Below are 15,302 nucleotides of genomic sequence, written 5' to 3' on the forward strand. Positions count from 1 at the left end.
GCCTCTTAAATAAGGTTCGCAATCGCTGCCGCGGTTCAAAGCCTGTGGATAAGGCTTTTTCCGATTTTTCGTGGGCTTTTTTTTGTGGAAAAGCTTGACGAGAGCAAAAAATGTGGGAATCACCGTTCGACTTGTTGAAACGGTGAACTGGGTCAAGGCGGATCGCGCAACCATGGCCGGAAATCCAAAAGCAAAAAAGCTTTGCTGTCCGGTGCCGGCTATCGTGGTTAATCAGGCTTTAAATGTCATCCCGTTAGGTGGGCAAAGGTGATTCGAGGGCGGCGCGAGCGACGCGTCTGGCCCTGAGACGGCCCATTCACCGTAGCGAGATTGGATAGCGTCAGGAAGGCGACGATATAAATGGCAACCAAGGTCAAAGAGAACGAAGACGCGGAAGTCGAACGCGACGGCGCAAGCGACGGCCCTCTTCTCGATCTTTCCGACGACGCGGTCAAGAAGATGATCAAGGCCGCCAAGAAGCGCGGCTATGTGACGATGGACGAGCTCAACGCGGTCCTGCCGTCCGAAGAAGTGACATCCGAGCAGATCGAAGACACGATGTCGATGCTGTCGGACATGGGCATCAATGTCATCGAGGACGAGGAAGCCGAGGAAGCCGGTGCTTCCGGCGGCGGCGATGACGACGATAGCGGCGGCGACGAAGAGAGCGAAGGCGGCGAACTCGCGCCGTCGAGCGGTACTGCGCTCGCGACTGCCAAGAAAAAAGAACCGACCGACCGGACCGACGATCCTGTTCGTATGTACCTGCGCGAGATGGGCTCGGTGGAGCTGCTCTCCCGCGAGGGCGAAATCGCGATCGCCAAGCGCATCGAGGCCGGCCGCGAAACGATGATCGCAGGCCTCTGCGAGAGCCCGCTGACTTTCCAGGCGCTGATCATCTGGCGCGACGAACTCAACGAAGGCACGACGCTGCTGCGCGAGATCATCGATCTCGAAACGACCTATTCCGGTCCCGAAGCCAAGGCTGCGCCGCAGTTCCAGAGCCCTGAGAAGATCGAGGCCGACCGCAAGGCCGCCGAGGAGAAGGAAAAGACCCGCCGCGCCCGCTCCGGCGACGACGACATCACCGATGTCGGCGGCGAGGGCCTGCCTCCCGAGGAGGAGGAAGAGGACGAGGACGAATCCAATCTTTCGCTGGCGGCCATGGAAGCCGAGCTTCGCCCGCAGGTGATGGAGACGCTGGATACGATCGCCGAGACCTACAAGAAGCTGCGCAAGCTGCAGGACCAGCAGGTCGAGCAGCGCCTGTCGGCTTCCGGCACGCTGTCGACCGCCCAGGAGCGCCGCTACAAGGAACTCAAGGATGAGCTCATCAAGGCCGTCAAGTCTCTGTCCTTGAACCAGAACCGCATCGACGCCCTGGTCGAGCAGCTCTACGATATCAACAAGCGCCTCGTTTCCAACGAGGGCCGCCTGCTGCGTCTGGCCGAATCCTACGGCGTCAAGCGCGATAGCTTCCTGGAACAGTACCAGGGCGCCGAGCTCGATCCGAACTGGATGAAGTCGATCGGCAATCTGGCCGCCCGCGGCTGGAAGGAATTCGCCCGCGGCGAAAACACGACGATCCGCGACATCCGCCAGGAGATCCAGAATCTGGCGACCGAAACCGGGATCTCGATCTCGGAATTCCGCCGTATCGTGCACATGGTGCAGAAGGGCGAGCGCGAAGCGCGCATCGCCAAGAAGGAAATGGTCGAAGCGAACCTTCGCCTCGTCATCTCCATCGCCAAGAAGTACACGAACCGCGGCCTGCAGTTCCTCGACCTCATTCAGGAAGGCAATATCGGCCTGATGAAGGCGGTCGACAAGTTCGAATACCGCCGCGGTTACAAGTTCTCGACCTATGCGACGTGGTGGATCCGTCAGGCGATCACCCGTTCGATCGCCGACCAGGCCCGCACGATCCGCATTCCGGTGCACATGATCGAGACGATCAACAAGATCGTCCGCACGTCGCGCCAGATGCTGCACGAGATCGGCCGCGAGCCGACGCCGGAAGAACTGGCCGAAAAGCTCGCCATGCCGCTCGAAAAGGTCCGCAAGGTCCTGAAGATCGCCAAGGAGCCGATCTCGCTCGAAACCCCGGTGGGCGACGAAGAGGATTCGCATCTCGGCGATTTCATCGAGGACAAGAACGCGCTGCTGCCGATCGACGCCGCCATCCAGGCGAACCTGCGCGAAACGACGACCCGCGTTCTCGCCTCGCTGACGCCGCGCGAGGAACGTGTGCTGCGCATGCGCTTCGGCATCGGCATGAACACCGACCATACGCTCGAAGAAGTCGGCCAGCAGTTCTCGGTCACCCGCGAACGTATCCGCCAGATCGAGGCGAAGGCACTGCGCAAGCTGAAGCATCCGAGCCGCTCGAGAAAGCTGCGCTCGTTCCTCGACAGCTGAGGGACGACAAGATCTCTACGATTGCGAAAGCCGGGCTTCATGTCCGGCTTTTTGCTTTTTGTCTTTGCGCCACTGCCGCACACTTTTGGGCGACGCACTAATACCAATGATCCTGGCGGCTTTCTTGTCGCTCGGGGGTGACAAGATTATAGTCCGGCCACGGGGGAAGAAATCGATCGCGATGCGCGAGCGAGGACCGATGCATGCCCGTGTCGGGCGAATCCTCCGTTGGGAGGTGCGAAATGACCACTTACATCGTGTTGATCAACTGGACGGACCAAGGTGTGCGCAACGTTCGCGACTCGTCAAAACGGCTGGATGCGGCGAAGAAACTGCTCGGCGACATGGGCGGCTCCTTCAACCAGTTCTTTCTGACGATGGGCGGTTACGACATGGTGGCTGTCTGCGAAGCGCCTGACGATGCCGTCATGGCGCGGTTTGGCCTCTCGCTGGCGATGGGCGGCAATGTCCGCACCCAGACACTGAAGGCATTCCCGGAGGCCGCCTATCGAGAGATCATCGGCTCGCTTGGTTGATTGCGACGTTGATCGCGACAAGGGACCGCTATCGGCGATCATAAACGTTGCGCAACTCGCGTCAGACTGGCACTGTCGCCCTGTCCTTAATTCCTCGTGGCGCATCGGCAGGCTCTTGATGAAAGCGTTCCTGGGTTTCATGACCGCCTTCGATTGCCCGACGGCTGTTTCCTGAGCGATGGAACTGACGTGGGAAAATCGGGATGAAGGCATCGAGCGGGGCGCTTTCGCCTCGTTCGCTCTGCATGCCGTCATGCTTGCGCTGCTGCTCCTGCTGCTTCCGCGACCTGAGCCGCCGACACCGCTGCCGGACAACGGCATTACCGTCGATATCGTTCCCGAGGTGGCCAAACCTTCAGCAATAGCGCAGCCGGTCGCGACGCCTGCGCGCATTGCGACAAAGCCGGATGTGAGTGCGCCCGCCCGAGAGATCGCTCCGCCGCATCAGGAGCAGGCGCCGGCGGTTGTGACGTCGCCCGAACCGGCTTCCGTCCCTTCGGTGCCGCCGAAGCCTGATGCATTCGTTGAGGCGGGCCAGCTGTTTTCGGAGACGGTGTTATCGGATCCGCGCAGCCGGCGCGCCCGCGAAGCGCTGCGTGGCCTTGCCGGCGGCGAGCGCAATCTGCAGCTTTGCGACCTGGAGGCGATGGAGCAGGTCCGCCGCGCGCGGCCGGATATGCGGCCCGATACGCTCGCGCCCTATGCGATGGCGGCGGAGAAGGTCAGCGGCAACAGCGTCGAGGTGAGGGGCGGCGCCATCAGGACCGAGAAAGCGTGGTTCAACATCCAGTTCAGGTGCGAACTCGATGCCCGCTCCGGCAAGGTCGCTTCCTTCGCCTTTCTCATCGGCAGCGCCATTCCGAGGGATGAGTGGCAGGCACATGATCTGGTGGCCGACGACGGGCCTGCCGACCAATGAACCCCCATCGTTGCTGCGATCACGAGGTTTTTTCCTTTTGTGGCTTGATGCTGCCGGTTTTAGAGGCCACATCGCTGCTGTGACAGACGAAGTGGTACAAACGGAAGCGCATCACGAAGCGGGAAACCGGCGGCCTGAAATCCGCTGGGGCGTCGTCGCGTCCGTTGTCGCCCATATTCCTATCGTCGCCCTTCTTATTTTCGGGCTGCCAAAGATCCAGCCGAAGCCAGCCGAGGATGAGAGCGTGAAGGTGGAACTCGTTCCGCCGCCGGAGGAGAAAAAAAAGCCGGAAGAGAAGAAACCCGAGGAAAAGCCGCCGGAGCCAAAACCACCGGAAGAGGCAAAGAAGCAGCCGCCGCCACCTCCTCCACCGCCACCGCCACCGCCGCCGACGGCCAAGAAAGTGCCTGAGCAGGCGAAGCCGATGGAGACCCTGAACCCTGTCATCGAGTTTGGCGATAAGAATAGCGGCCCCGAAAAATCGTTGGCGGGAAAATCTTCTCAAGGCCAAGCCAAACCCGCAGCAACTCCGCGGGAGCACGATGTGGAACCGGAGCAGATGCCGACACAGGCTGCTGCGGAAAAACCTGAAACTGAAACGCCTGCTTCAAAGCCTGTCCCAGATGATGTGAAGCTTCCAGAGGTTGCGACAACAGACGTTTCTCCGAAGCCCAATGGGCCGCCGACAGACGTGTCTGGCGAAGCCACGACCAGTATCGAGCAGGCCAAGCCGCCGGAGCAGAAGACTGCTGACAAGCCGAAAGCGGTCGCTAAAAACAACGACCTGCCCAAGGCAAAAACGCTGTTTTCGCGCATGGGAGATGGCAATTTGTTTGCGCAGACCGCGATCGATGGCCTTCCGCGCAAAGAGCGAGTGGCCACGCTTTGCACTACCGAGCTTCAGGGCCAACTCGTTCATGGTTCGCCGAGTTTTTTCCCGTCCGCATTGCCTAGTTTCGGGTTGCGAAGCGGGACCGTCCTTGATGTGCCGGATGCCGCCTTTGGCACAGCTAAAGGCTGGTACCAGGTTCGCTTCCGTTGCGAGTTGGATGAGGACGCCACGAAAGTCGTGTCGTTTGCCTACGAAGTTGGTGGATTGATCCCCCGCAGTCAGTATGCGAAATATGAAATTCGTGACTAGTCCTAGCGATGCTGGATTGCGTCTCATCGGGAACAAGCCACGCGCAAGGAACCGCATCTAGCCTCTTCTCATGGCCGTGATGGTTACGGTGAAGAAGGGACAATGATATGTCGAACGAGATCGAGCGTTTTCTTGGGCGTCAGGACGAAGCCGTGAGCGCGTTGTTCCTGGAAAACAAGGGCGACGAGCTGACCGATATTCTGGTGGCGGCACTGGAAGAAGCTTTCGAGATCCTTCTCGAAGCAGCGCCCGCCGAAACGTTTCATTGATAGTTTCCGACAAATTGCCTGCTGGCCCGCTTGCGGCACGCCTGTCCGGTTACCGGATGGAGCAGGATGCGCTCGGCCGGTCGGCGGCAAGCGTCTTCCGGCTGGAAGGCGAGGGCTTGCCGGTCCTTTATCTGAAGGTCGAGCAGGCGGGGCCGTTTGGCGAGCTGGCCGATGAAGCAGCCCGGCTCGGCTGGCTCAAGGCCTCCGGTCTGCCGTGTCCCGATGTCATCGCCAGGGAAAGCGACGGCGAGCGCAACTGGCTGTTGATCAGCGCCCTGCCGGGAACCGACCTTGCCAGCGCATTGGCGCTGACGCCGCTTGCGCGGGTCGAACTGCTGGCCGCAGCCCTTCTCGACCTGCATCGTCTGCCGATCGCTTCCTGCCCTTTCGATCATCGGCTGGAGAGACGTATTGCAACGGCAAAAGCGCGGATGCAGGCCGGCATCGTCGACGAGACCGATTTCGATGAGACGCGGCTTGGAAAGAGTGCCGAAGCCCTGTTTGCCGAGCTCGAAACCAGGAGGCCGGGCCGCGAGGATCTCGTCGTTGCCCATGGCGATGCCTGCCTGCCGAATTTCATAGCTTCGGGAGACGGGTTCTCCGGCTATATCGACTGCAGCCGCCTCGGCGTCGCTGACCGTTATCAGGATATCGCGCTTGCCTGCCGCAGCATCGCTTCCAATCTCGGCGAGGCGCTGGTGCAGCCATTCCTTGATCGTTACGGCATGCCGGCCACGGAGCCGGCGAGGCTCGGCTATTATCAGTTGCTCGATGAGTTCTTCTAGGCTGCAATGATTGCGCGATGTGCATGCGGCTGGCACAGTGCTTGGTGATCGGACCTGCGGACAGACGATGGCGAAAAACCAGTTCAGGATGTTGCGCTCTCTTCTAACAGGCGTCGAAGCGGTGGAAGCGGAAACGCATCACAGCTTCAGCAGGCACACGCATGAGCAGTTCGGCATCGGCCTCGTCTCATCAGGGGCACAGAAGTCGCTCAGCGGCCGCGGCATGGTGGAGGCAGAGGCCGGCGACATCATCACGGTCAATCCGAACGAGGTGCATGACGGCGCGCCGATCGGAAAGGGACGATCCTGGCGCATCCTCTATTTCGATCCCGCGATCGTCACCGGTCTGTCGCGGGAGATCGGTGAAGACGGGGCAGGGCGATCGGAAATCCCGCATCCCGTCATCCGCAACAGCGCGATCGCCGCCCGCTTCGAGATGCTGTCCCGGGTGGTGACCGGCGATGGAGCGGCCGACGGGCTGCTCTGCGAGGAATTGCTGCTGCAACTCGTCGCCGATGTCATGCGCGAGCGCGGCGGTAGTGAGCAGAGGCCGCCGGTGCCGGCGTCGATCCGCGCGGCCCGAGAGCGGATCGATGACGATCCGCTTGCGGCCATATCGCTTGCCGATCTCTCCCGGGAAAGCGGGCTCAGTCGCTTCCAGGTGCTGCGCGGTTTTGCCAAGGCGACGGGATTGACGCCGCATGCCTATCTCGTCCAGGCCCGCATCCATATTGCAAGGCGGCTGATCGCTCAGGGCATGCCGCTGGCCGAAGCCGCCTTTGCCAGCGGCTTTGCCGACCAGAGCCATATGACGCGCGTCTTCGTTCGCAAATACGGCCTGTCGCCGCGCCTCTATGCCGACGGCTTTCTCTGAGCGCCCAGCCACCCGCCCTCGTCCTTCGAGGCTCCGGCCTCTGGCCTGCGCGCCTCAGGATGATCCTTGGGGGCACCTCAGGATGAGGGCTGATCGTGGGTGCCGCGGGCCGCCACCTCTCTCCAGCCTCATCCTGAGGCGGCCCCGTAAGGGGCCTCGGAGGACGGGGCTGGCCGCGGCGCTTTGGTTCTTTGGTTTATGCCTGCAATTTCGTTCAAGACCTTGAACCATCCCTGCTGTTTCCTCGGCGCATCCAACAGGAGACGCGGAATGTCGAGACAGGTTCAAGGTTATCTCTATCTGGCGCTGGCCATGCTGACGGTGGGAAGCACTGTTATCGCGAGCAAGCTCATCGCATCGGGCCTGCCGCCGTTCAGCGCCACCGCCTTGCGCTTCGCCATCGCTTTTCCCGTCTTTCTCGTGCTGATGCGGGCGACCGGCGCGCGGCTGCCGAAGCTCTCCAGGCGTGACGGCCTCATCCTCATCATTCAGGCCGGAGCCGGCAGCGTCGGTTATACGACGCTGCTGATTTCCGGCCTCAGCCTGACCTCGGCGGCGGATGCCGGCGTCATCATCGGCACGCTGCCGGTGGTGTCGGCCGCAATCTCCATCCTGCTGCTTGGCGAACGGCCACAGCGTGGCCTGCTTCTGGCCGTGGCGCTGGCGACGGCAGGCGTGCTGTCGATCGCCCTCACGCCGGAGGCGGCCGGCGGATCGCTCTCCGGCAATGCGCTGATCTTCCTGGCGGTTATCTGCGAGGGATTGTTCATCCTGCTGAACAAGAGGCTGAAGACGGAGATTGCGCCGCTTGCCCAGTCGACGCTGATGACCGGCATCGGCTTCATCGTCGCCGGCATCCCGGCAGTCTTCGAAGCGCCTCTTGCGCACGCTATTTCCGCAAGTGCTGTCGCCGCCGTCGTCTATTATGCGCTGGTGCCGACCGTCGGCGGCTTCCTGCTGTGGTATGCCGGCGCCGAAAGGGTGAGCGGCACGGAAGCCGCGCTCTTCACCGCGCTTGCCCCGGTTTCCGCCGTCATGCTTGCCTTTATCATCCTTGGCGAGCCGGTCGGGCTCAACCAGATCGCCGGCATCGCCTGCGTGCTTGCCGCCGTGCTCGGGCTGGCTCTTGCCGGGCGGCGTGCTGCGATGAAAGCGACAGGCGGAGGGTAGACCGAGCGCTTCAGCCATTCCGATGCGATATGGCAGGTCTTTCACGAACTTCGCGCCGGCGTACCCTTGGGCAGGCGGCATGCCCGCCCTATCTCCATGGGGCCGATATCTCCTGGAGACGAACCACCATGTCAGACAAGACGATCAAGATCCCGGGGCCGGACCATCCGATCACCGTCGAGCACAATCCCTCCCGCGTCGTCGTTACGCTCGGCGGCAAGACGATTGCCGATACCCATAATGCGCTGACGCTGCGCGAGGCCTCCTATCCGCCGGTGCAGTATGTTCCGCGGAAGGATGTGGACATGTCGCTGCTTCAGCGCACCGACCACAGCAGTCATTGCCCCTATAAGGGCGATGCCTCCTATTACAGCATCATTGCCGGCGGCGAGCGCTCGAAGAATGCCGTCTGGACCTACGAGGCGCCGAATGCCGCGGTCAGCAATATCAAGGACCATCTCGCCTTTTATCCCGACCGCGTCGACGGCATCGAGGAAATGGCCTCTCCGGAAGCCGGCGCTTTCTGACGACGCGCCGGCCGTTCCGGCGGAACATGTTTGCCGCCGGGCCGTTAGGCTGATCTAGCGGGGGATGTGTCGTGCCGAAATTCTACTTTCAGCTTTTCGATCGGGACGGTGTCGGGACCGAGACGGGATATGATTTCGACACCATCGAGGCTGCGAAAGCGGAGGCGCGGCGCGTGCTCGCCGAGATGGCCGCCGAAGGCCTGCCGACGGCACCGCTCAACATGCTGTCGGTCGAACTCTTCGATAAAAGCCGGCGGCCGCTCGCGGAAATCCGGCTCGTTCTCGAAGAGATAGCGAAATAGCCGCGATCGACATGCCCGCCTTTGGACATGCCCCGTCTGCGAATGCCTGTCGACCCAGCCAAAGCAGTCGCAAAACTATGTCAAATTTAATTGCCGGCTGTGAAGGCGGGTCTTAGCGTCGCGTCCATCGACCGAGTCGGATTGACCCTAAACGGCAGTGGCTAGCGTAAGTCGTCGAGCCATTCATTGTTGAAGACGAGGCTGGCAACCGTGACCGGATCGCCGTTCTCGTTGCGAACGGTGATGGCGATTGTCATGCGATCGCCCGCAGGCAGTTCGTCGCGGGCCACATCCAGCAGGATGCGGGTCACCTCTTTCGGAATGTCTTCACGAGATCTGAGCTCGGTGCCGTGCTCATCGCGCGTGGGACCTTCGCCGTTGTGTAGATCGAAATAGTAGCGAGCCATGTTTTTTCCCTGCGCGTCAGAGGGGAAATCACAGATGAAGACAATTGTTCCCGAGGCCAGGCATTGATTCCTATAGAAAATACAGGTCGCATCGAGATGATCCGGAGCACTTACGATAGCGGCGGGCAGGATTGTGATTGAATCCCTGCTGCTCAATCTTGGAAGCCGCGATGTGCTGTCGGCGGAAGAGGAAAGCCTGCTCAGATCGATCATCGTCAAGGACAGGCTGTTTGCGGCCGGCGAGGATCTTGTCTCCGAAGGGAGCCGGCCGCCCTACAGCACGCTGCTGCTCGATGGTTTTGCGGCGCGATACAAGCTGATGGCCGATGGCAGCCGCCAGATCACCGCATTGCATGTCGCCGGCGATTTCGTCGATCTGCACGCTTTCCCGATCAAGAAGATGGATCATGGCATCGTGGCGCTGTCGTCTTGTCATGTCGGCTTTGCCGATCACGCCGACCTCAGGGCGATCACCGAGCGCATGCCGCACCTGACCCGGCTGCTCTGGCTCGACACGCTGGTCGATGGCGCCATCCATCGGGAATGGATCGTCGCCATGGGCCGGCGCTCCAAACGCGCCCATATCGCCCATCTCGTCTGCGAACTCTTCGTGCGGCTGCAGGTCGTCAAGCGGACGCGGGGCGCAAGCTTCCAGTTTCCGTTGACGCAGATCGAGATGGCCGACGTGCTCGGCGTTTCCGTCGTCCATCTCAACAAGACGCTGCAGGCGCTGAGGCGGGAGGGGGTGTTCGCCTGGGAGAACCGAACGATCACCATCGTCGACTGGGAGCGCCTGCAGGAAATCGCCGAATTCGACCCCGGCTATCTCAGCATCTCCAGGGAACCGCGCTAAGACCGGGTCGGAAGGCCGAGACATCACACAATTCGGTGACACCGGCTCATGGTGATTGACAATTCGTCCATTCGGGCAGAACACCGCTCCGATCTTCTGAAAAACTCTTATGAAGGCCGGCGCGACCGCAGCCGGCCGGTGACATCGCAATGGACATATCCCAAAGCCCGGGGAGCGTTCTTCGCCACCCCGGCTATCTGAACTTCGCCGCCTCCCGCGTCTTTTCCTCACTTTCCTTTCAGTCCATCGGCATCGCCATGGGCTGGATGATCTATGATCAGACGCACAGCGCCGTTGCGCTCGGCCTCGTCGGCTTCTGCCAGTTCCTGCCGATGGCGGTGCTGACCTTCGTCGTCGGCCATATCGCCGACCGGTTCGACCGGCGGCGCATCGGTCTCATCTGCCAGCTGATCGAGGCGCTGACGGCGCTGGTGCTGGCGATTGCCACCTGGCAGCAATGGCTGACGCCGGCCGGCATCCTGGCAGCCGTCACCGTGCTCGGCGCCGTCGTCGCCTTCGAGCGGCCGACCATGGCGGCGCTGCTGCCGAATATCGTGCCGGCCGCGATGCTGCAGAAGGCGGTCGCCACCTCCACCTCGATGATGCAGACGGCGCTGATCATCGGCCCGTCGCTCGGCGGCCTGCTCTACGGCCTGAACCCCGTCGCGCCCTTTGCCATCGCGGCGCTGCTGTTTGCCGTCGCGAGCTTCAACGTCATCTCGATCCGCATGCAGTGGGCGCCTGCCAAGCGCGAGCCGGTGACATTAGCCTCGGTCTTTGCCGGCGTCTCCTTCATCCGCAGCCGGCCCGTCATGCTCGGCACCATCTCGCTCGATCTCTTCGCGGTGCTGCTCGGTGGCGCCACCGCGCTGCTGCCGATGTTTGCTAAGGATATCCTGCATGCCGGCCCCTGGGAGCTCGGCCTGCTGCGCGCCGCACCGGCGATCGGCGCGCTCGCCATGTCGATCGTGCTTGCCCGCCGGCCGCTCGAGAGCAATGTCGGGCGCAAGATGCTCGTCGCCGTCGCGGTGTTCGGCGTCGCCACCATCGTCTTCTCGCTGTCCACCAATATCGTGCTTTCGGTCGCCGCACTGCTCGTCGTCGGCGCTTCCGATACGGTGAGCGTCGTCGTGCGCAGCTCGTTGGTGCAGCTCTTGACGCCGGACGAGATGCGCGGCCGCGTCAGTGCCGTCAACTCGCTGTTCATCGGCACCTCCAACCAGCTCGGCGAATTCGAATCCGGCATGATGGCCGCCGTGCTCGGGCCGGTCGCCACCGGTCTCGTCGGCGGGCTCGGGACCATCGTCGTCGTGCTCTTATGGATGCGGCTCTTTCCCGATCTCACCAAGGTCAAGACGCTGCAGGGCTGAAACATGCCCGCCGCGTTGAAAGTGGGTGCGTTGAAAGCGGGTGCGTTGAAAGTGGGAGGCGGTCCCGTTAGGGTCCGCGCGAACCATTAACCTGCGGGGGCCGCGTGTGACGACATGTTTTCTAACCTATGCAATGGCGGCGGTTTTCGCCTTGGCGCCGGCTGCCGCACTGGCCGAATGGCAGGCGGTGGAAGAGGTGCGGCCCTATTCGATCTCCGGCAAGTCAGGCGCCGAACTCTACGAATCGATCGGGGCGCGCGGGCCCAAGGCCGGGGTCACGGGCCGGGTGATCGCGCATACGACCTTCAAGCTGACCTGGACCCGGAAATACGAACCGCAGGGCAATGCCTGCGTGATCACGACCAACCGGCCGAAGCTCATCATCACCTATACGCTGCCGAAGCCGGCGGCTGCGCTGCCGGCGGTCGTCGAGAGCAGCTGGGAGAGCTTTATATCAGGCGTTGCGGCGCATGAGCGGGTGCATGGCGAAACCATCAAGGAGATGGTCAAGGAAATCGAGACGGCGAGCATCGGCCTCACCGTTGCTGACGACCCCGATTGCAAGAAGATCCGGATCGAGCTCACCCGCCGCCTCGGCGAGATCTCCGCGAGACAACGCCAGCGCGGTCGCGACTTCGACAAGGTTGAAATGGGCGACGGCGGCAATATCCAGCAGCTCATCCTCAAGCTGGTGAATGGGCCCTGATTGGGCCGAGCTGATAGGTGGCGCGGTTAACCGCTCGCCGGCGGACTGGACCCGCTTGGCAAGGCTCCTATCTCCTCCGCAATAACAGACACGCGAGAGGAGGAATGCAATGTCCTATGTCGATGGTTTCATCGTCGCGGTGCCGAAGGAGAATGTCGAGGCCTACAAGAAATTCTCGACCTTCGCCGGCACGATCTGGAAGGAATATGGCGCGCTCGAATATGTCGAATGCATCGGCGACGACGTGCCCTATGGCGAGCTGACCTCCTTTCCCCGCGCCGTGCAGGCCAAGGATGACGAGGTGGTGGTGTTTTCCTGGATCGTCTACGGCTCGCGCCAGGAGCGTGACGATATCAATGCCAAGGTGATGGATGATCCGAGGCTCAAGGGCGACCAATGGCAGATGCCGTTCGACGGCAAGCGGATGATCTATGGCGGCTTCGAGGAGATGCTCAGGCTCTGACGCGGTGTTCAGCGTTGACTTGTTGGTCAGGGCGCGCCAACTCGCGGCGATAAGATTCCGAGATGGGAGAGCGCCTTGCCCCAGACGATCCTTACCCTGCCCACACGCGGACAGGGCCTTTACGAATTCACCGACCAGGCGGAGGCCTTCGTCAGCGCGACTGGGGAGGAGGGGCTTCTCACCGTCTTCGTGCGCCACACATCCTGTTCGCTGCTGATCCAGGAAAATGCCGATCCGGATGTGCGCACCGACCTTCTTTCCTTTTTCCGCCGCCTGGTGCCGCCGGCCTCCGATCCCTCGATGGGCTGGATCGTGCACAGGGACGAGGGGCTGGATGATATGCCGGCGCATATCAAGGCGGCGCTGACACAGGTCTCGATCGGCATTCCGGTCGCGCGCGGCCGGCTGATGCTCGGCACCTGGCAGGGCCTCTATCTCTTCGAACACCGCGATCGCCCGCACCGGCGCGAAATCGTGCTGCATCTCAGCCCCTGAAAGGATTAATCCTTCTGAACGCAAACTGAATGTGCGGTTCGAACGCGGTTCAGTTTGCCGCGGTTACTGTCGAGACAATCCCTGAAGGGAGAGTCGTAAAGACAAAGAACAAACCGACGGAGATACCCATGACGCATTTCCTCACCAAGGCTTGCCTCGCCGCAGTGCTCGCCCTCGGCGCCGTTCCGGCCACCGTTTCCACGGCAGCCGCGGGACCGCAGACGAACTTCGTCGTCGAGGCGCAATACCATCGGCCGATCCGTGGCTGCTCGCCGATGCATGCCGTGAATAAGGCGCGTGATTACGGCCTGCGCAGAGCGCATGTCACCCGTATGTCGCCGCGCGTCGTCGTCGTTGCCGGGCGCGACCGTCGCGGCTGGGACAGAATGGTCTTCGCCAATGTCCGCGGCTGCCCGCTGATCCGCCGCTAAGATACTAAGGCGGCAAGCGCCGACGAGCCCTTGCCGCCGTTTTGCCTTGACGGCGCCACTTTCCGGCGTCTTTTCTCTAATCCGTATGAGTGATTCCCAATGACGCTTCGGCGTGATGCGGGGGGAGCGCGGCGCGGCCGCACCGACTATAAAACGAAAGGTTTTTCGATGATGCAGTTTTTGGCAAAGGCGGGTCTTGCCGTCATGCTGGCAGCCGGCACCCTTGCCGGCACGGTGGCGCCTGCCGCCGCCCAGTTGAATATCATTATCGGCGATCAGGAGCGTGATGCGCCGCGGGATTACCGCCGTCCGCCTCCGGGCTTCGAAGGCCGCCGGCCGCGCGGCTGCGATCCGCGCCTTGCCGAAGACATGGCCCGCGATTACGGCTTCCGCCGCGCCCGCGTCGTCGATATCACACCGCGCCGCGTCATCGTCCAGGGCTGGACACGTCGCGGCCCCGGCGAAATGAGCTTCGGCAACGTCCGCGGCTGCCCCGCGCTGCGTCGCGGATATCAATGAAATACCGCCTGCCCGTCTAAACGACGTGCGGCGCTGCAAAAGCCGCCTTTGCCAGTCTCCCCGATCGGCAAGGGCGGTTTTCTTTTGCGCTCAGTTTGACTGCGCCCTTTCCTCCGGCGTCGTCCTCGGCCTTGCCCCACGCCTCTTTGGCTCGCGCCCCAACGGCTGCCCCTCACCCTAACCCTCTCCCCGTAAAAACGGGGCGAGGGGACGTGCCCTGCGGGAGCGAGGTGGGAACGGAGAGGTCGCGGCATGGTCCCTTCGCCCCGTCTACGGGGAGAAGGTGCCGGCAGGCGGATGAGGGGCGGCCCCGGCCGCCCCGCGCGCCTGAAAAGACACGCGGCGCCCTCATTTCTACTGCTCGATCGCGAAGGTTACGGTGACGCTGACATTGTAGTTGTTCTCGCCGCCCTGGACGGGAACGGCAGAATCCCCGGCCTCCTTCATCATCGTGGCGCGATAGACCGGCTGCGGCATGGCGCGCGGCACATTCTCGTTGATCTCGAGGATGCGGCCGAGCTTGACGCCGGCGGCTTCGCTCAGCGTCTTCGCCTTCTTGACCGCCTCGGCGACGGCGTTCTTGCGCGCCTCTTCGAGCGCCGCTTCCGGCTTGTCGTTGGTGAACTGGATGTCGCCGCCCTGGTTGATGCCGAGCGTGACGGATTGGTCGATGACCTGGCCGAGCTTGGCGAGATCGCGCAGTCTGACGGTGACCGAATTGATCGTCTGGTAGCCGATCAGCTGCGGTTGCTGCTGCTGGCCGTCGACCGGCTGCGGATAATTATATTGCGGCTGGATGGAAAAGCCGGAGGTCTGCAGATCGCGCTCGGCAATGCCGCCGTCCTTCAGCGCCTTCAGCACCTCGTTCATCGCCTTGTTGTTCTCGTCGAGCGCTTCGCGGGCGGTCTTTGCCTGCTTGACGACGGCGAGATTGACGATGGCCATATCCGGAGCCACGGCCGATTCGCCATCGCCCGTCACCGAAATCACCGCCTCGCGCGGCTTTGCCTCCTGCGCCAAAACAGGCGCTGCGCTGCCAAGCGGCAGAGCCAGAAGGGCAGTCATCAGAAGTGTCTTGGAAAGAATCGGCGCCATGTTTCATTCCCTAGTTGTCGTT

Annotated in this window: 19 protein-coding genes; 17 read left to right on the top strand and 2 right to left on the bottom strand. The window is 62.3% G+C overall.

What is annotated here, in order from left to right; all coding sequences use genetic code 11:
- Nucleotides 1-360 precede the first annotated feature (360 nt).
- The 10 genes from rpoD to CO667_RS21810 all read left to right on the top strand — a co-directional run bounded on the left by rpoD (nucleotide 361) and on the right by CO667_RS21810 (nucleotide 8,941).
- Nucleotides 361-2,418, top strand: a complete 2,058-nt coding sequence (gene rpoD / locus CO667_RS21770) for an RNA polymerase sigma factor RpoD (RefSeq protein ID WP_097620328.1) — start codon at nucleotides 361-363, stop codon at nucleotides 2,416-2,418.
- Between the two features lie 242 nt (nucleotides 2,419-2,660).
- Entirely contained in the window at nucleotides 2,661-2,954 is a 294-nt protein-coding gene (locus tag CO667_RS21775) for a GYD domain-containing protein (RefSeq protein WP_097620329.1), read from the top strand.
- Nucleotides 2,955-3,132: 178 nt separating this feature from the next.
- A complete protein-coding gene (locus CO667_RS21780) occupies nucleotides 3,133-3,873 on the top strand; it encodes a DUF930 domain-containing protein (protein ID WP_097620330.1) in 741 nt (246 codons plus the stop codon).
- Between the two features lie 37 nt (nucleotides 3,874-3,910).
- Nucleotides 3,911-5,014, top strand: a complete 1,104-nt coding sequence (locus CO667_RS21785) for a DUF930 domain-containing protein (RefSeq protein ID WP_097620331.1) — start codon at nucleotides 3,911-3,913, stop codon at nucleotides 5,012-5,014.
- Nucleotides 5,015-5,121: 107 nt separating this feature from the next.
- Complete coding sequence (locus CO667_RS35460) at nucleotides 5,122-5,283, top strand: hypothetical protein (RefSeq protein WP_179874191.1); 162 nt, start codon at nucleotides 5,122-5,124, stop codon at nucleotides 5,281-5,283.
- The gene (locus CO667_RS21790; RefSeq protein WP_097620332.1) at nucleotides 5,280-6,068 is read left to right on the top strand and encodes an APH(3')-II family aminoglycoside O-phosphotransferase; all 789 of its coding nucleotides are present in this window, start codon (nucleotides 5,280-5,282) and stop codon (nucleotides 6,066-6,068) included. Before CO667_RS35460 ends, CO667_RS21790 begins: the two co-directional genes overlap by 4 nt.
- Nucleotides 6,069-6,135: 67 nt before the next feature.
- Complete coding sequence (locus CO667_RS21795; RefSeq protein WP_097620333.1) at nucleotides 6,136-6,942, top strand: AraC family transcriptional regulator; 807 nt, start codon at nucleotides 6,136-6,138, stop codon at nucleotides 6,940-6,942.
- Between the two features lie 270 nt (nucleotides 6,943-7,212).
- The gene (locus CO667_RS21800) at nucleotides 7,213-8,112 is read left to right on the top strand and encodes a DMT family transporter (protein WP_097620334.1); all 900 of its coding nucleotides are present in this window, start codon (nucleotides 7,213-7,215) and stop codon (nucleotides 8,110-8,112) included.
- A gap of 128 nt (nucleotides 8,113-8,240) precedes the next feature.
- Complete coding sequence (locus CO667_RS21805; RefSeq protein WP_097620335.1) at nucleotides 8,241-8,639, top strand: DUF427 domain-containing protein; 399 nt, start codon at nucleotides 8,241-8,243, stop codon at nucleotides 8,637-8,639.
- A gap of 71 nt (nucleotides 8,640-8,710) precedes the next feature.
- Nucleotides 8,711-8,941 carry a hypothetical protein gene (locus tag CO667_RS21810; protein WP_097620336.1) on the top strand — a complete coding sequence of 77 codons (231 nt, stop codon included), beginning with the start codon at nucleotides 8,711-8,713 and terminating at the stop codon, nucleotides 8,939-8,941.
- Nucleotides 8,942-9,102: 161 nt separating this feature from the next.
- On the opposite strand, the gene CO667_RS21815 is transcribed toward CO667_RS21810, so the two are convergent.
- Nucleotides 9,103-9,348 (bottom strand): hypothetical protein, encoded by a 246-nt coding sequence (locus CO667_RS21815; protein WP_097620337.1) that lies wholly within the window; start codon nucleotides 9,346-9,348, stop codon nucleotides 9,103-9,105.
- Between the two features lie 133 nt (nucleotides 9,349-9,481).
- Here CO667_RS21815 and CO667_RS21820 point away from each other — a divergent pair, with 133 nt between their 5' ends.
- From CO667_RS21820 to CO667_RS21850, 7 genes are all read left to right on the top strand, one after another.
- Nucleotides 9,482-10,201 (top strand): Crp/Fnr family transcriptional regulator, encoded by a 720-nt coding sequence (locus CO667_RS21820; RefSeq protein WP_097620338.1) that lies wholly within the window; start codon nucleotides 9,482-9,484, stop codon nucleotides 10,199-10,201.
- Between the two features lie 149 nt (nucleotides 10,202-10,350).
- Nucleotides 10,351-11,571: an MFS transporter gene (locus CO667_RS21825; RefSeq protein ID WP_097620339.1), complete on the top strand. Its 1,221-nt coding sequence runs from the start codon at nucleotides 10,351-10,353 to the stop codon at nucleotides 11,569-11,571.
- Between the two features lie 106 nt (nucleotides 11,572-11,677).
- Nucleotides 11,678-12,277 (top strand): DUF922 domain-containing protein, encoded by a 600-nt coding sequence (locus CO667_RS21830; RefSeq protein WP_245433186.1) that lies wholly within the window; start codon nucleotides 11,678-11,680, stop codon nucleotides 12,275-12,277.
- A 109-nt stretch (nucleotides 12,278-12,386) separates the two neighbouring features.
- Nucleotides 12,387-12,740, top strand: a complete 354-nt coding sequence (locus CO667_RS21835; protein WP_097620341.1) for a DUF1428 family protein — start codon at nucleotides 12,387-12,389, stop codon at nucleotides 12,738-12,740.
- A 75-nt stretch (nucleotides 12,741-12,815) separates the two neighbouring features.
- Nucleotides 12,816-13,235, top strand: a complete 420-nt coding sequence (locus CO667_RS21840) for a secondary thiamine-phosphate synthase enzyme YjbQ (protein ID WP_097620342.1) — start codon at nucleotides 12,816-12,818, stop codon at nucleotides 13,233-13,235.
- Between the two features lie 128 nt (nucleotides 13,236-13,363).
- Nucleotides 13,364-13,666 (top strand): hypothetical protein, encoded by a 303-nt coding sequence (locus CO667_RS21845; RefSeq protein ID WP_097620343.1) that lies wholly within the window; start codon nucleotides 13,364-13,366, stop codon nucleotides 13,664-13,666.
- Between the two features lie 168 nt (nucleotides 13,667-13,834).
- The gene (locus CO667_RS21850; RefSeq protein ID WP_097620371.1) at nucleotides 13,835-14,185 is read left to right on the top strand and encodes a hypothetical protein; all 351 of its coding nucleotides are present in this window, start codon (nucleotides 13,835-13,837) and stop codon (nucleotides 14,183-14,185) included.
- A gap of 354 nt (nucleotides 14,186-14,539) precedes the next feature.
- On the opposite strand, the gene CO667_RS21855 is transcribed toward CO667_RS21850, so the two are convergent.
- Nucleotides 14,540-15,280 (bottom strand): SIMPL domain-containing protein, encoded by a 741-nt coding sequence (locus CO667_RS21855; protein WP_097620344.1) that lies wholly within the window; start codon nucleotides 15,278-15,280, stop codon nucleotides 14,540-14,542.
- Nucleotides 15,281-15,302: the final 22 nt, after the last annotated feature.

Origin of the sequence: Rhizobium sp. L43 (genome assembly GCF_002531725.1) — a bacterium.
GTDB lineage: Bacteria > Pseudomonadota > Alphaproteobacteria > Rhizobiales > Rhizobiaceae > Rhizobium.

What these genes read in the sequence shown, in the direction of transcription:
- rpoD (WP_097620328.1), top strand. Translation starts at nt 361, where the DNA reads ATGGCAACCAAGGTCAAAGAGAACGAAGACGCGGAAGTCGAACGCGAC.
- CO667_RS21775 (WP_097620329.1), top strand. Translation starts at nt 2,661, where the DNA reads ATGACCACTTACATCGTGTTGATCAACTGGACGGACCAAGGTGTGCGC.
- CO667_RS21780 (WP_097620330.1), top strand. Translation starts at nt 3,133, where the DNA reads ATGGAACTGACGTGGGAAAATCGGGATGAAGGCATCGAGCGGGGCGCT.
- CO667_RS35460 (WP_179874191.1), top strand. Translation starts at nt 5,122, where the DNA reads ATGTCGAACGAGATCGAGCGTTTTCTTGGGCGTCAGGACGAAGCCGTG.
- CO667_RS21795 (WP_097620333.1), top strand. Translation starts at nt 6,136, where the DNA reads ATGGCGAAAAACCAGTTCAGGATGTTGCGCTCTCTTCTAACAGGCGTC.
- CO667_RS21800 (WP_097620334.1), top strand. Translation starts at nt 7,213, where the DNA reads ATGTCGAGACAGGTTCAAGGTTATCTCTATCTGGCGCTGGCCATGCTG.
- CO667_RS21805 (WP_097620335.1), top strand. Translation starts at nt 8,241, where the DNA reads ATGTCAGACAAGACGATCAAGATCCCGGGGCCGGACCATCCGATCACC.
- CO667_RS21815 (WP_097620337.1), bottom strand. Translation starts at nt 9,348, where the DNA reads ATGGCTCGCTACTATTTCGATCTACACAACGGCGAAGGTCCCACGCGC.
- CO667_RS21825 (WP_097620339.1), top strand. Translation starts at nt 10,351, where the DNA reads ATGGACATATCCCAAAGCCCGGGGAGCGTTCTTCGCCACCCCGGCTAT.
- CO667_RS21835 (WP_097620341.1), top strand. Translation starts at nt 12,387, where the DNA reads ATGTCCTATGTCGATGGTTTCATCGTCGCGGTGCCGAAGGAGAATGTC.
- CO667_RS21845 (WP_097620343.1), top strand. Translation starts at nt 13,364, where the DNA reads ATGACGCATTTCCTCACCAAGGCTTGCCTCGCCGCAGTGCTCGCCCTC.
- CO667_RS21850 (WP_097620371.1), top strand. Translation starts at nt 13,835, where the DNA reads ATGATGCAGTTTTTGGCAAAGGCGGGTCTTGCCGTCATGCTGGCAGCC.
- CO667_RS21855 (WP_097620344.1), bottom strand. Translation starts at nt 15,280, where the DNA reads ATGGCGCCGATTCTTTCCAAGACACTTCTGATGACTGCCCTTCTGGCT.